The 15,806-nt window shown below is 63.7% G+C and carries 9 protein-coding genes; 7 read left to right on the top strand and 2 right to left on the bottom strand.

Going from position 1 to position 15,806, the window contains the following annotated elements; genetic code table 11:
- The first annotated feature begins 121 nt into the window (after positions 1-121).
- The 7 genes from AB6802_RS26525 (at position 122) to AB6802_RS26495 (ending at position 13,352) form a co-directional block, all read left to right on the top strand.
- The gene (locus tag AB6802_RS26525) at positions 122-2,584 is read left to right on the top strand and encodes a glycogen/starch/alpha-glucan phosphorylase (RefSeq protein ID WP_371013160.1); all 2,463 of its coding nucleotides are present in this window, start codon (positions 122-124) and stop codon (positions 2,582-2,584) included.
- 150 nt (positions 2,585-2,734) lie between these two features.
- Positions 2,735-4,957 carry a 1,4-alpha-glucan branching protein GlgB gene (gene glgB / locus AB6802_RS26520; protein WP_371013159.1) on the top strand — a complete coding sequence of 741 codons (2,223 nt, stop codon included), beginning with the start codon at positions 2,735-2,737 and terminating at the stop codon, positions 4,955-4,957.
- A 28-nt stretch (positions 4,958-4,985) separates the two neighbouring features.
- Positions 4,986-6,251: a glucose-1-phosphate adenylyltransferase gene (gene glgC / locus AB6802_RS26515; RefSeq protein ID WP_371013158.1), complete on the top strand. Its 1,266-nt coding sequence runs from the start codon at positions 4,986-4,988 to the stop codon at positions 6,249-6,251.
- Positions 6,252-6,341: 90 nt separating this feature from the next.
- On the top strand, positions 6,342-7,787 hold the full coding sequence (gene glgA / locus AB6802_RS26510) for a glycogen synthase GlgA (protein WP_371013157.1): 1,446 nt from the start codon (positions 6,342-6,344) through the stop codon (positions 7,785-7,787).
- 3 nt (positions 7,788-7,790) lie between these two features.
- On the top strand, positions 7,791-9,419 hold the full coding sequence (locus tag AB6802_RS26505) for an alpha-D-glucose phosphate-specific phosphoglucomutase (protein ID WP_371013156.1): 1,629 nt from the start codon (positions 7,791-7,793) through the stop codon (positions 9,417-9,419).
- A gap of 277 nt (positions 9,420-9,696) precedes the next feature.
- Positions 9,697-11,697 (top strand): glycogen debranching protein GlgX, encoded by a 2,001-nt coding sequence (gene glgX / locus AB6802_RS26500; protein WP_371013155.1) that lies wholly within the window; start codon positions 9,697-9,699, stop codon positions 11,695-11,697.
- Complete coding sequence (locus AB6802_RS26495) at positions 11,697-13,352, top strand: alpha-glucosidase family protein (RefSeq protein WP_371013154.1); 1,656 nt, start codon at positions 11,697-11,699, stop codon at positions 13,350-13,352. Before glgX ends, AB6802_RS26495 begins: the two co-directional genes overlap by 1 nt.
- Before the next feature lie 18 nt (positions 13,353-13,370).
- Here the strand turns inward: AB6802_RS26495 and AB6802_RS26490 are convergent, their stop codons facing one another.
- Together AB6802_RS26490 and AB6802_RS26485 are read right to left on the bottom strand one after the other, a co-directional pair.
- A complete protein-coding gene (locus AB6802_RS26490; protein ID WP_371013153.1) occupies positions 13,371-15,134 on the bottom strand; it encodes a TadG family pilus assembly protein in 1,764 nt (587 codons plus the stop codon).
- Positions 15,134-15,580 (bottom strand): TadE/TadG family type IV pilus assembly protein, encoded by a 447-nt coding sequence (locus AB6802_RS26485; protein WP_371013187.1) that lies wholly within the window; start codon positions 15,578-15,580, stop codon positions 15,134-15,136. The genes AB6802_RS26490 and AB6802_RS26485 overlap by 1 nt, the downstream gene beginning before the upstream one ends.
- Between the last annotated feature and the right edge of the window lie 226 nt (positions 15,581-15,806).

Raw genomic sequence — 15,806 nt, 5'->3', positions numbered from 1 at the left:
TCGCGGGCGCAATCCGACGCGCAATTGCCTAAATCGATTGAAACTATGCTGCAACGCACTAAGATGGGCTGGGACGAACGGTGAAAGCCGGTATGATCAGGCCAATTGAACGAGAGGCGAAATGACATCCGCCATGACGATCGAAGTCCCTGTTCTCGACAATCCCGACCCCAAGACGCTCGCCGAAGAGGTCTTGATGTCGCTCAAATACCGGGTCGGCAAGGATACCACCGTCGCCACGCCCTATGACTGGCTGACGGCCTCGATCAAGGTGGTGCGAGACCGCATCATCGATCACTGGATGGAGGCGACCAAGGAAGCCTACGACCGGCAGGAAAAGCGGGTCTATTATCTGTCGCTCGAATTCCTCATCGGGCGCCTGATGCGCGACGCCTTCTCCAATCTCGGCCTGATGGAGAATATGCGCGAGGCGCTGTCCTCGCTCGGCGTCGACCTCGACGTGATCGCGGCGCTGGAGCCGGACGCGGCCCTTGGCAATGGCGGCCTCGGCCGGCTCGCCGCCTGCTTCATGGAAAGCATGGCGACTGTCGACATCCCTGCCCACGGCTATGGCATCCGCTATGCCAACGGCATGTTCCGCCAGGAAATTCAGGGCGGCTGGCAGGTCGAATTGCCGGAGAACTGGCTCGACCATGGCAATCCGTGGGAATTCGAACGGCGCGAACGGTCTTTCGAGGTCGGCTTCGGCGGCTCCGTGGAATCGATCACCTCCAAGGACGGCAGGCTCGAACGCCATGTCTGGAAGCCGACCGAGCATGTGCTGGCCGTCGCCTACGACACGCCGGTCGCCGGCTGGCGCGCCAAGCGCGTCAACACGCTGCGGCTGTGGTCCGGCATGCCGATCGACCCGATCCTGCTCGACAAGTTCAATGCCGGCGACCACATCGGCGCCCTTGCCGAAAGCAACAAGGCCGACGCGCTGTCGCGGGTGCTTTATCCGGCCGATTCCCATATGGCCGGACAGGAGCTTCGGCTGCGCCAGGAATATTTCTTCTCGACCGCCTCGCTGCAGGACATCGTGCAGCGGCATTTGAGCCAGTATGGCGACCTGAAATCGCTGCCCGACAAGGCGGCGATCCACTTGAATGACACCCATCCGGCGGTCGCCGTGGCGGAGCTGATGCGGCTCCTGATGGATGTCCACGGCATGGACTTCGACCTTGCCTGGGACATCACCAAGCGCACCTTCGGCTACACCAACCACACGCTGCTGCCCGAGGCGCTGGAAAGCTGGCCGGTGCCGCTGTTCGAGCGCTTGCTGCCGCGCCACATGCAGATCGTCTACGCCATCAACGCGCAGGTGCTGCTCGAAGCCCGCGCGACTGACAGGTTTTCGAACGAGCAGATCGCCCGGATCTCGCTGATCCAGGAAAATGGCGACCGCCGCGTGCGCATGGGCAATCTCGCCTTCGTCGGCTCGCATTCGATCAACGGCGTCTCTGCCCTGCACACCGAGCTGATGAAGGAGACGGTGTTCGCCGACCTCCACAAGCTCTACCCCGACCGTATCAACAACAAGACCAACGGCATCACGCCCCGCCGCTGGCTGATCCAGTGCAATCCGGGGCTGACCGGCCTTGCCCGCGAGGCGATCGGCGAACGCTTCCTGGACAACATCGAGGCCATCAAGGCGCTCGATCCTTTTGCCGACGACGCGGCCTTCCGCGAGAAGTTCGCCGGCGTCAAGCGGCAGAACAAGGTAAGGCTCGCCAACCTCATCGCCGACCGGCTCGGCATCAGGATCGATCCGTCGGCGCTGTTCGACATCCAGGTCAAGCGCATCCATGAATACAAGCGCCAGCTACTCAACATCCTGGAAGCCATCGCGCTTTACGACCAGATCCGCTCGCACCCCGAGCGGGACTGGATGCCGCGCGTGAAGATCTTCGGCGGCAAGGCGGCGCCCAGCTACCACAACGCCAAGCTGATCATCAAACTGGCCAACGACGTCGCCAAGGTCATCAACGGCGATCCGTCGGTACGCGGCCTGCTCAAAGTGGTGTTCGTGCCGAACTACAATGTCAGCCTGGCCGAGGTGCTGATGCCGGCCGCCGACCTTTCCGAGCAGATTTCGACCGCCGGCATGGAAGCGTCCGGTACCGGCAACATGAAGTTCATGATGAATGGCGCCTTGACCATCGGCACGCTCGACGGCGCCAATGTCGAGATGAAGGAGCATGTCGGCGACGACAACATCTTCATTTTCGGCCTGACCACCGCTGAAGTCGCGGAGCGCCGCAACAATGGCTACAATCCGCGTGCGGTTATCGAGGCGTCGCCGGAACTGGCGCAGGCGGTGGCGGCAATTTCGTCCGGCGTCTTCTCGCCCGACGACCCCGATCGTTACCGCGATCTCATGAACGGCCTCTACCAGAACGACTGGTTCATGGTGGCCGCCGACTTCGATTCCTACGCCGACCGCCAGCGCGACGTCGACGCCGTGTGGCGCAACAGTCCCGACTGGTACGCGCGCGCTATCCGCAACGTCGCCCGCGCCGGCTGGTTCTCTTCCGATCGCACGATCCGCCAATATGCGAAAGAAATCTGGAACGTGCCCGTCTGATGTGATTGCATGAGGTCACAAGCAATGTGGCCAGGTGCATGTCGCCCAAAAGTGCGCAGCGGTTTTGGGGTGACGACGTGAACCGAACAAAAAGGTGCATGTCGTTCATGCACCATAACAAGACTGGTGCCCGGGGAGGGCGACCGCCTGATGAGGAAGCCGCGCGTGACCGCTGCGACAAGCGGGCCGGACGGACTGGCGCCAGCCGGTGATGTCGCGGCGATTGTTGCCGGAACGCATGGCGATCCCTTTGCCGTCCTTGGCGTGCAGGCGGCCGGCAACGGCTTTGTCGCTCGCTGCTTCGTGCCGAATGCCGAGTTCGTTACGGCGCACACGCTGGCCGGCAAGGAAGTCGGCGAGCTTTCGCGCCGCGACGATGCCGGCTTCTTCGAAGGCAAGGTTTCGATCCGTAAGCGCCAGCCGCTGCGCTATCACGCAAGAAATGCCGCCGGCGACTGGTGGCTGACCGATCCCTATTCCTTCGGCCCGGTGCTCGGCCCGCTCGACGACTATTACATCGCGCAAGGCTCGCATCTGCGGCTCTTCGACAAGCTCGGCGCCCACATCATCGACCATGAGGGCGCGACCGGCGTGCATTTCGCCGTCTGGGCGCCCAATGCCAGGCGCGTTTCGGTTGTCGGCGCATTCAACGACTGGGACGGCCGCCGCCACACCATGCGCGACCGCCGCGACACCGGCATCTGGGAGTTGTTCATCCCCGACATCGGCGCCGGCCAGCCCTACAAGTTCGAGATCATCGGTCCCGATGGCGTGCGGCTGCCGCTCAAGGCCGATCCGTTCGCTTTCGAATCCGAACTGCGCCCGGCGACCGCCTCGGTGACGGCGCCGCCGATCGCGCATAAATGGGGCGACGAAGCGCATCGCAACTATTGGCGCAAGGCCGATCCGCGGCGCGAGGCGATGTCGATCTACGAGGTCCATGCCGGTTCATGGCAGCTCCACGACGACGGCACGTTCCTGTCCTGGGACGAGCTTGCCGCGCGGCTGATCCCTTATGTGGTCGAAACCGGCTTCACCCATATCGAGTTCCTGCCGATCTCGGAGCATCCCTACGACCCGTCCTGGGGTTATCAGACAACCGGACTTTATGCGCCGACCGCGCGCTTCGGCGATCCCGACGGCTTTGCCCGTTTCGTCGACGGCGCCCACCGCGCCGGCGTCGGCGTCATCCTCGACTGGGTGCCGGCGCATTTCCCGGTCGACGAGCACGGGCTCGTCCATTTCGACGGCACGGCGCTCTACGAGCATGCCGATCCGCGCCAGGGCTTCCATCCCGACTGGAACACCGCGATCTACAATTTCGGCCGCCGCGAAGTGGTGTCGTTCCTGGTCAACAACGCGCTGTTCTGGGCCGAAAAATACCATGTCGACGGTCTGCGCGTCGATGCGGTCGCCTCGATGCTCTACCTCGACTATTCGCGCAAGGCCGGCGAGTGGATCCCCAACGAAAAGGGCGGTCGCGAGAATTTGCAGGCCGTCAGTTTCCTGCAGAAGATGAACAAGGAGCTCTACGGCCACCATCCCGGCGTGGTGACGATCGCCGAGGAATCGACCTCATGGCCGAAGGTCTCGCGCCCCGTCCATGAAGGCGGGCTCGGCTTCGGCTTCAAGTGGAACATGGGCTTCATGCATGACACGCTGGAGTATCTCTCCAAGGAGCCGATCTTCCGCAAGCACCACCACAACGACATCACCTTCGGCCTGACCTACGCCTTCTCGGAAAATTTCGTGCTGCCGATCTCCCACGACGAGGTCGTGCACGGCAAAGGCACGCTGCTGGGCAAGATCGCCGGCGACGACTGGCAGAAATTCGCGACATTGCGCGCCTACTACGCCTTCATGTGGGGCTATCCCGGCAAGAAGCTCTTGTTCATGGGCCAGGAATTCGCCCAGCGCCGCGAATGGAGCGAGGCGCGCGCGCTCGACTGGAATCTGCTCGAATTCGCGCCGCATCGCGGCGTCTGGCAGACGGTGCGCGACTTGAACTACCTCTATCGTTCGCGGCCGGCGCTGCATGCGCGCGATTGCGAGCCGGAAGGCTTTTCCTGGCTGATCGTCGACGACAAGGAGAACTCGGTCTTTGCCTGGCTGCGCAGCGCGCCGGACGGCAATCCGATCGCCGTCATCTCCAATTTCACGCCGGTGCCGCGCGAGAACTATCGCGTGCCGCTGCCGAAGGCGGGCAAATGGCGCGAGATCATCAACACGGATGCCGCCGACTATGGCGGCACCGGCATGGGCAATGGCGGCTCGGTCGAGGCACGCGGGGAAGGGGGCGGCACATCGGCGACGATGCTGTTGCCGCCGCTGTCGACGATCATGCTGGAATTCGTCGCGGATCAAGGCAAATGATCCGGGAAGCTTACTTGGGAGGGTAACAATGGCAGAACTCAAAAGAACCCAGCCGCTGGCGCGCGACGCCATGGCCTATGTGCTGGCCGGCGGCCGTGGCAGCCGCCTCAAGGAGCTGACCGACCGGCGCGCCAAGCCCGCCGTCTATTTCGGCGGCAAGACGCGCATCATCGATTTCGCGCTCTCCAACGCGCTGAACTCCGGCATCCGCCGCCTCGGCGTCGCCACCCAGTACAAGGCGCATTCGCTGATCCGCCACCTGCAGCGCGGCTGGAACTTCCTTAGGCCCGAGCGAAACGAGAGCTTCGATATCCTGCCGGCGTCGCAGCGTGTTTCCGAGACGCAGTGGTATGAAGGCACGGCCGACGCCGTCTACCAGAACATCGACATCATCGAGGCCTACGGACCCGAATACATGGTCATCCTGGCCGGCGACCACGTCTACAAGATGGACTACGAGCTGATGCTGCGTCAGCACGTCGACGCCAATGCCGACGTCACCGTCGGCTGCCTGGAAGTGCCGCGCATGGAAGCCACCGGCTTCGGCGTCATGCATGTCGACGGCAAGGACAACATCATCGCCTTCGTCGAAAAACCGGCCGATCCGCCCGGCATTCCCGACAAGCCGGAGTTTGCCCTGGCCTCGATGGGCATCTATGTCTTCAAGACCAAATTCCTGATGGAGCAATTGCGCCGCGACGCCGCCGAGCCCGGCTCCAGCCGCGACTTCGGCAAGGACATCATCCCCTATATCGTCCAGCACGGTAAGGCGATCGCCCACCGCTTCGCCAAATCCTGCGTGCGCTCGACCGCCGAGAACGAGGCCTATTGGCGCGACGTCGGCACCGTGGACGCCTATTGGGAGGCCAATATCGACCTCACCGACATTACCCCAGAACTCGACCTATACGACCGCGACTGGCCGATCTGGACCTATGCCGAGTTGAAGCCGCCGGCAAAGTTCGTCCATGACGAGGATGGCAGGCGCGGCTCGGCCGTTTCGTCGCTGGTGTCGGGCGATTGCATCGTCTCGGGTGCTTCGCTGAAGAGAAGCCTGATCTTCACCGGCGCGCGCATCAATTCCTATTCGACGCTGGAAGAGGTGGTGATGCTGCCCGACGTCCATGTCGGCCGCAACGCCCGCCTCAAGCGCGTCGTCATCGACCATGGCGTTCACGTTCCGGAAGGGCTGGTGGTCGGCGAGGACCCGGTGCTCGACGCCAAGCGTTTTCGCGTGTCGGAAAAGGGCATCTGCCTGATCACGCAGGAGATGATCAACAAGCTGTCGACCTGACTAGGTCGATCAACAAGCTGTCGACCTGACTTAGGTCGATCAACAAGTTGTCACTTTGACCTGTCACGTTAAGATCGGAATGTGAGGCGCATGCAGGTTCTGTCGGTCACGCCCGAAATCTTCCCGCTGATCAAGACCGGCGGGCTTGCCGACGTGACCGGCGCCTTGCCGATCGCGCTGGCCGCCAAAGGCGTTGCGATGCGCACGCTGATCCCCGGCTATCCTGTGGTGATGGCCGCCTTCACCAAGAAGAAGGCAGTCTACCAATATCCGCTGCTGCAAGGCGGCAAGGCCTCGGTCCATGCGGTCAAGATCGGCGATCTCGACCTCTTCGTGCTCGACGCGCCGCATCTGTTCGACCGCCAGGGCGGCCCTTACGGCACCGCTTCGGGCGCCGATTGGCCCGACAATTGGCGGCGCTTCGCGGCACTGAGCCAGGTCGGCGGCGACATCGCCGGCGGCGCCATTTCCGGCTACCAGCCCGATCTGGTGCACGCCCATGACTGGCAGTCGGCGATGACGCTTGCCTATATGCGCTACGGCAAGGCGGTCGGAGTGCCGTCGCTGATCACCGTGCACAATCTGGCTTTCCAGGGCCAGTTCGGCGCCGGCATCTTCGGCGAGCTCGGCCTGCCGGCTGTCGCCATGCAGCTCGACGGCGTCGAATATTACGGCGGCGTCGGCTATCTCAAGGCCGGCCTGCAGGCCGCCTGGGCGATCACCACGGTGAGCCCGACCTATGCGCAGGAAATTCGCTTGCCGGAATTCGGCATGGGCCTCGATGGCCTGATCAACATGCGCGCCACCGACCTCTACGGCATCGTCAACGGCATCGATGTCGATATCTGGAATCCCGAAACCGACAAGCACCTGGTGGCGAATTACTCGGCCGACACGCTCGAGGCCCGCGCCAAGAACCGCAAGGCGGTCGAGGAGCGCTTCGGCCTCGCAGCCGACGGCAGCCCGATCGTCTGCGTCATCAGCCGGCTGACCTGGCAGAAGGGCATGGATATCCTGGCGGCGGTTGTCGACGGTATCGTCGCCGCCGGCGCGCGCCTTGCCATCCTGGGCTCGGGCGATGCCGGCCTGGAAGGCACGTTGCTTGCCGCCGCCGCCCGCCATCGCGGCCGGGTCGGCGTCGTCGTCGGCTATGACGAGGGCCTTTCCCACACCATGCAGGGCGGCTGCGACGCCATCGTCATCCCGTCGCGCTTCGAGCCTTGCGGCCTGACCCAGCTCTACGGCTTGCGCTATGGCTGCGTGCCGATCGTCGCTAGGACAGGCGGCCTCGCCGACACCATCATCGACGCCAACGAAGCGGCATTGTCGGCCGGTGTCGCCACCGGCTTCCAGTTCACGCCCAACAATGGCGGCGCCATGGTTCATGCGATCCAGCGGCTGGTCGAGCAGCATGCCAGGCCGGCGATTTGGGCCTCGATCCAGCGCCAGGGCATGAAGGCCGATGTCTCCTGGGACAAGAGCGCCGAAAGATATGTCGAACTTTATCGCTTGCTGCTTTCAAAAAGGACTGCCTGAGGCATGATCAGAACCGTCCCCACCAAACCCTTCACCGACCAGAAGCCCGGCACGTCCGGTTTGCGCAAGAAGGTGCCCGAGTTCCAGCAGGAGCACTATGCAGAGAACTTCATCCAGTCGATCTTCGACGCGCTGGAAGGTTTTCAAGGCAAGACGCTGGTGATTGGCGGCGACGGCCGATTCTACAATCGAGAGGTCATCCAGAAGGCGATCGCCATTGCCGCCGGCAACGGCTTCGGCAAGGTGATGGTCGGGCAGGGCGGCATATTGTCGACACCGGCGGCTTCCAACATCATCCGCAAATACAAGACCTTCGGCGGCATCATCCTGTCGGCCAGCCACAATCCGGGTGGCCCGCATGAGGATTTCGGCATCAAGTACAATGCCGGCAATGGCGGCCCGGCGCCGGAGAAAATCACCGACGCGATCTTCGCCAAGTCGAAGGAGATCAACAGCTTCAAGATCGCCGATATCGGCACGATCGACATCGACACCATCGGCACCGTCAAGGCGGGCGACATGACCGTCGAGATTTTCGACTCGGTCAAGGATTACGCCGAGCTGATGGAAAGCCTGTTCGACTTCGACGCGCTGAAGAAGCTGTTCAAGTCGGGCTTCCGCCTGCGCTTCGACGCCATGCACGCGGTGACCGGTCCCTACGCCAAGGAGATCTTCGAGCATCGGCTCGGCGCGCCGAACGGCACCTGCCGCAACTTCAAGCCGCTGCCCGATTTCGGCGGCCATCACCCCGACCCGAACCTGGTCCACGCAAAACATCTCTACGACGAGATGATGGGAGCCGACGCGCCCGACTTCGGCGCCGCCTCGGATGGCGATGGCGACCGCAATCTGATCATCGGCCGCGGCATCTTCGTCACGCCGTCGGACTCGGTTGCGATGCTTGCCGCCAATGCGAAGCTGGCGCCCGGCTACAAGGATGGCCTGAAGGGCATCGCGCGTTCGATGCCGACCAGTGGCGCGGCCGACCGCGTCGCCGAAAAGCTCGGCATCGGCATCTACGAGACACCGACCGGCTGGAAGTTCTTCGGCAATCTGCTCGACGCCGGCATGGCGACGATCTGCGGCGAGGAAAGTGCCGGCACCGGCTCCAACCATGTGCGCGAGAAGGACGGGCTGTGGGCCGTGCTTTTGTGGCTCAACATCCTGGCGGTGCGCGGCGAGAGCTGCAAAGAGATCGTCACCGAGCATTGGGCGACCTATGGGCGCAACTACTATTCGCGTCACGATTACGAGGAAGTCGAGAGCGACCGCGCCAACGCGCTGGTCGACGAATTGCGCGCCAAGCTCGGCTCGCTGCCCGGCACCAGCGTGCGCGGCTTGAAGATCACCAAGGCCGACGATTTTGCCTACCACGATCCGGTCGACGGCTCGGTGAGCGAGCATCAAGGCATCAGGATATTGTTCGAGGGCGGCTCGCGCGTCGTGCTCCGCCTCTCCGGCACCGGCACGTCCGGCGCCACCCTGCGCGTCTATATCGAGCGCTACGAGCCGGACACGGCAAGACACGACCTCGACACGCAGGCAGCGCTCGCCGACCTCATCGCCGCCGCCGACGACATCGCCGGCATCAAGAGCCACACCGGCCGCGACAAGCCGAGCGTGATTACTTGAGAGTGGTGCCCTGGCGATTGGCCAAAACGTCCATCGCTTCGTCATCCACGGGCGGAGCAAGGAGCGGAGCGACGCGGCGCAGACCCGAGGAGCCATGCCGTGACGCTGAGGCGGCGCTGCGGTTCAGAATTCTGCTCCGCTGCGTCCTTCGGTCGAGGTCACGGCATGGATCCCAGGGTCTACGCGACGGAGCTTCGCTCCCGCTTCGCCCTGGGATGACGACGTCACGGAGGCTTCGGCAAATCTCCAACGTTTGCAGTACGCAAGGCCGGCCCGCATGACACGGCTCGGCGCAACCATCACTTCCGAAGGCATCCGCTTCGCCGTCTGGTCGTCATCGGCGCGGCGCCTGTGGGTCTCGCTCTTCGACGACAGCGGCACGCGCGAAACCGATCGGTTGGAGCTGAAATCGGAAGGCGAGGGCACTCATGCGCTGTTCATCCCCGGCCTTGCCGAGGGCACGCGCTACGGGTTTCGCGCCGATGGCGATTATGCGCCTGAACGCGGCCTCTGGTTCGATCCCGACAAGCTGCTCATCGATCCCTATGCCGTCGAGATCGACCGGGCCTATCAATATCACTGGCGCCTTGCCGCCAAGCGTAGTGAGGGCGCCGACACCGCCTCGCTGATGCCGAAGACAGTCGCGCGTGCCTTGCCGCAACCGCTGCCAAGCAAGCTACCTTTATTCCAGCCCGGCGGCCTGATCTACGAGCTCAATGTCCGCTCCTTCACCAAGCTGCATCCGGACGTGCCGGAAGCCCAGCGCGGCACCATTGCTGCGCTCGCCCATCCGGCCGTCATCGATCATCTGAAGCGCCTCGGCGTCTCGGCCGTCGAGCTGATGCCGGTCACGGCATCGATCGACGAGCGCCATCTGCCGCCACTGGGTCTGACCAACGCCTGGGGCTATAATCCCGTCACCTTCATGGCGCTCGATCCGCGCCTGGCGCCCGGCGGGCTGGCGGAACTGCGCGACACCGTGGCGGTACTGCGCAAGGCAGGCATCGGCACCATCCTCGATCTCGTCTTCAACCACACCGGCGAGAGCGACCGGCTTGGCCCGACCTTGTCGCTGCGCGGCCTCGACGCGCAGGCCTATTACCGGCAATTGCCGGACGGGCGCCTGGCCAACGACACCGGCACCGGCAACACCGTTGCCTGCGATCATCCGGTGGTCCGCAAGATGGTGCTGGACACGCTGCGCCATTTCGTCCGGCAAGCCGGCGTCGACGGTTTCCGCTTCGATCTTGCACCCGTGCTCGGCCGCGTCGATGGCACTTTCGAGCCCGACGCGCCACTGCTGCAGGCGATCGCAAGTGATCCGATACTGGCCGACCGGGCGTTGATCGCCGAGCCCTGGGACATCGGCCCGAACGGCTATCAGCTCGGCAATTTCCGCCCGCCCTATCTGGAATGGAACGACCGCTGCCGCGACGACATCAGGCGCTTCTGGCGTGGTGACGCGGGCGCGCTCGGCGCGCTGGCCACGCGGCTTGCAGGCTCGTCCGACGTGTTCAGGAGGGAAGGGCAGCTTGCCAGCCGCAGCGTCAATTTCATCGCCGCGCATGACGGCATGACGCTGGCCGACATCGTCGCCTATGAGCGCAAGCACAATGCCGCCAATGGCGAGCAGAATCGCGACGGCCACAACGACAATCTGTCCTGGAATAACGGCGTCGAGGGCGAGACGGACGATGCATCGATCGCCGACGCCCGCTTCGGCGATCGATGCGCGTTGCTCGCAACGCTGTTTGCCTCGCGCGGCATGATCATGCTGACCGCTGGCGATGAGTTCGGCCGCACCCAAAAAGGCAACAACAACGCCTATGCGCAGGACAATGCCATCACCTGGCTCGACTGGGCCGGCCGCGATAAGGCGCTGGAGAGTTACGCGACGGCGCTCTCAGCGCTGCGCCGCGCTTTTCCGGCATTAACCGACACCCGCTTCCTGACCGGTCAGCCGGCGGCGGACGCGGACGTCGCCGATGTCGCCTGGCTGACCGAGACCGGCGCGCCTCTGGGCCAAGCCGACTGGAACGATCCTGCCCGACATCGCCTCGTCATGCTGCTTGGCGATAGCGAGGGCAATCGCCTTGCCGTCCTGATCAATGGCGACCGCCGCCAATGCGTCTTCTCCTTGCCGGTGCGAGACGGATTGGAGTGGCGTCCAGCAATAGAGGCGCAGCCGATCGACCAGGCGCGGCCACTCTCAGGCCGCAGCGTCAATTTCATGATCGAGCGCCGGGTGACAAAGACCCGAGCCGGGAAGGGTTCGTGATGGCTGGCGAGAATGCGGAACAAGGCGCCGAATGGTGGCGCGGCTGCGTCATCTACCAGATCTATCCGCGTTCCTTTCAGGATACGACCGGCGACGGCAGCGGCGATTTGAAGGGCATCACCGCGCGGCTCGGCCATGTCGCCTCGCTCGGCGTCGACGCCATCTGGCTGTCGCCCTTCTTCAAGTCGCCGATGGCCGACATGGGCTACGACGTCTCGGACTATCGCGACGTCGATCCGATGTTCGGCACGCTGGAGGATTTCGACGCGCTGATCGCCGAAGCGCATCGGCTCGGCCTGAAGCTCATCATCGACCAGGTGATCTCGCACTCCTCCGACAAGCATGAATGGTTCATCGAAAGCCGCGCGGCCCGCGACAGTGCCAAGGCCGATTGGTATGTCTGGGCCGACGCCAAGCCGGACGGCAACGCGCCCAACAACTGGCTGTCCGTCTTCGGCGGGCCGTCCTGGGAATGGGACGCCACGCGCCGGCAGTATTACATGCACAATTTCCTCGCCGCGCAGCCGGACCTGAACTTCCACACTATGGAGGTGCAGGATGCGTTGCTCGACACCGTGCGCTTCTGGCTGGAACGCGGCGTCGACGGCTTTCGCCTCGACACCGTCAACTACTATGTTCACGACCGCTGGCTGCGCGACAACCCGCCCTTGGCGGCGAGCGTCGCCGGCACCAATGGCTCGACCAGCACCTACGGTTTCCAGGAGCATCTCTTCGACAAGACGCGGCCGGAGAACCTCGATTTTCTGAAGCGGTTTCGAGCGCTGCTCAATGAATATCCGGACCGTGCCGCGGTCGGCGAGGTGGGCGACGAGGAGCGTTCGCTGCAGACGCTCGCCGCCTATGTATCCGGCGGCGACAAATTGCAGATGTGCTACACTTTCGACCTGCTCAGCCCGCAATTCTCGGCCGCTCATGTGCGCGGCTGCGTCGAGGCGTTCGAAAGCACTGCACCGCAAGGCTGGGTCTGCTGGGCCTTTTCCAACCACGACGTCGTGCGCCATGTCAGCCGCTGGACATGGCCGGGCGGCGATCCGGTCGCGGTGGCGAAATTCTCGATTGCGCTGCTTGCCTGCCTGCGCGGCTCGATCTGCCTTTACCAGGGCGAGGAACTTGGCCTCGAAGAGGCTGAACTCGCCTATGAGGATCTGCGCGATCCCGTCGGCATCCGCTTCTGGCCGGGCGTGAAGGGCAGGGATGGTTGCCGCACGCCGATGGTCTGGGAGGCGGAGGCTGAGAATGCCGGCTTCTCCACCGGCAAACCGTGGCTGCCGGTGCCGCAGGCGCATCGCGACCGCGCCGTCGATGTCGAGAATGGCGAGGACCATTCGGTGCTGTCGGCCTATCGCTCGGTGCTGGCCTTGCGCAAGCGCCATCCGGCGCTGACCATCGGCTCCATCCGGTTTCTCGAGGCGGAGGGCGACGTGCTGGCCTTCATTCGCGAGGGTGATGGCGAGAAGCTGGTCTGCGTCTTCAACTTCGCCGGCGATCAGGCGGCCTGGACGCTGCCGCCGGAGCTTGCCGATGTCGAGCTGGTCGCGCTTGAGATCGATAGCTCCGGCGTCCTTGCCGGTGTCCTCGAAGAGGCCACGCTAGCGCTGCCGCCCTTGGGCTGCTTCATCGGAAGGGTTGCCTAACCTCGTCGGCGGCCGGGCTTATTGGACGAGGACCGAGCGTCCGCAGGTCGCGCCTGTCACCCGCACGTCGGCCTCGCCGACACGCACGCCAAGCGCGCCGAGCAGGTTGTAGACGAGGCTGTCGACCGGCGCGGTCACACCGTCGAGCACGGTAACCACCGCCGGCTTCACGGTCCCCAGAAGCGCGGTGAGATCGATGCCGAGACCCAGCGCCGTGACCGTCAGCGACAAATTGTTGACCAGCGAGGTGGTGAGCGACTGCGTCAGGTTTTTGGTCGACACCGTCTTGATCGCCTTGTTGGCGATATCGGTGGCGTTGAAGGTCAGGTTGGTGGGCGTCATGTTGGTGATGTTGAAGTAAGACGAACCGTTGATCTGTATGAGACTGAGGTTGATCAGCAGCAGCTTCAGGCTGACATCCGCGATTTCCGCATCGGAGAAGGATTGCGGCTTGGTGAAGTCGGCGAAACCGGTGGCGTTGCTGTTGGCCAGATGCGCCGCGACCACGCCCGGTTGAGCGGCGATCGTAACCTGGATGCTGGATGGGCCGGTCGGACAGGTGATGTCGGTCAGCTTGGCCTCGGCGTAGGCGATCTCGATGTTGAGCGGCAGGTTGACCGCGAGCAGGCTGATGCCGCCGCCGAGATTGGAATTGCCGAGCCCGACGCTGGCATTGATCTTGATGCGCGTCTGCGCGGTGCGAACCACAGTTCCCAATTCCCCCACTGCCAGCCAGGGCGTGGATTGTGGCGGCTCGCCGATGGCGATCGAAACCGTTGTCGACAACAGCCCCGGTATCGTGGCGCCGAGGTTGACGGCGACCTGATTGGTGCCATTGGCAAGACCGGCGGCCGCCGTCAGCATGCTGAGCGCGCTCGCCGCCACGGTGAGCCCCGGCGGCTTCTGCCCGATGCCGAGATTGCCGACCGACCCGAGGTCGACAAGGGTGCTGAGCGGAATCTTGACGGTGTTGGTGGCGCTGGAGGCCATGGTCTGCAAGGCTACCTTGGCCGTGTTGCCAAGCCCGGGAACATTGGCCATGGCCGTGGCGATCTGCCCGACCGTTGCCTTCGAGGCGAGCACGTCGTTGTAGGAAACCCCGGTCAGATGCAATTGCGTCGCCAACGCATCGGTGAAGGAAAGAACGTCGATATCGGCTGAGATCAGCGAATTATAGTCCATCACGCTCAGCGAGATGTTGCCGCCCAGAAGGCCGCCGAGAAGCGCGTTGAGAATGCCGCCATTGAGGCTGGCGAGCCGCGAGCCGACCGAAAAGGCCGCTTGTGGCTGCGCGCTGGCGATGGCGCTTGTGCCGATCGTCGGCGGGCTCATCATGGAGGCAGCGAAATAGAGCGTGCCTTGCTTCTTCAGCGACACCTGGACGGCGTTGTAGGGCAACTGCCCCGCCTGGAAGCGGCTGCCGGTGGCGACGGTTGTCAGACCGGTATAGCGCCCTGGTGTGACCTGGACGACGGCCTTGGTTGCGGTCGGCGCGATCGTCGTGCCCGATTGCTGGACGGCGACGGAGTTGATGCCATTGTCGCTCAGCGCGGTCAGCACCGCTTGCTGGGCGTTGCTGATGTTGTTCGCCGCGGTGATCGCGGCGATGTCGACGATCGACTGCGCGGCGCGGCGCTCGTTATAAAGCGCGCCTTCGTCGACCGCGAAAGCAGTCAGGGCCAGCGCCACAGGCGTGCACAACGCTGTCATGACGGCGAAATTGGCGCTCCGGTCGGCAAGCAGCCGCCGGGTTGCCCCCATAAATCCCCCCTTGATACGCATCAAATTCCTCCGACACGGATCGTCGACTGGCGCTGGATCGTCGTGCCCGGCAGCGGCAGGTTCCGGAACAGGTTCCAGATCGGCAGGTTGCGCGCATCGTAAGTGACCGAGACGACGAACTGGCTGCCGTCGACGGCGCTGTCCTGCGCGCTGATTGTCAGCTTGGTGGGATCGACGAACGGGTAGCCCGCGACGTCATTTGTGACAAAGTCGGTCACCAGCGCTTGCCGTTCCGTCTGGTTCAGCCCGGCGATCGCCGTCCGCGCCGCATCGGCGGCGATCTGCTGCACCGAATGGCTGGCGCCGAAATAGATGCCGTATGCAACCATTCCGAGCAGAAGCACGATGAAGATCGGCGCCAGCATGGCGAATTCGACCGCCGACGTGGCCGCCGTATCGGCTCGGAAACGAGACCAAGAAACGAGGGTTTTCCGGTTTTTCAGCATGAGCTGAGAATGCCAAGACCTGGCTGCAAAAACAGAAAACGCATTGAACAACCGGCAGGTGCAGCAAGTTGAATTGAAGCTGTGAGCGTTAGATTTCGCTGTTTTAGCAAAGGTGCGCTCACTTAGCGTCAAGCAGGCAATGGTTGAAATAAAATACTCCTCTGTCTAGTCTCCTGCCACCAGCTGCCGGAAGGGACCGGCGGCACGCTTGAAAGGGGCCGTTTAA

This window comes from Mesorhizobium sp. RCC_202 (assembly GCF_041355295.1).
In the GTDB taxonomy this organism is placed as follows: Bacteria; Pseudomonadota; Alphaproteobacteria; order Rhizobiales; family Rhizobiaceae; genus Mesorhizobium.
Note: the sequence above shows the minus strand (reverse complement) of the source record. Positions and strands in the feature narration are given on the sequence as shown.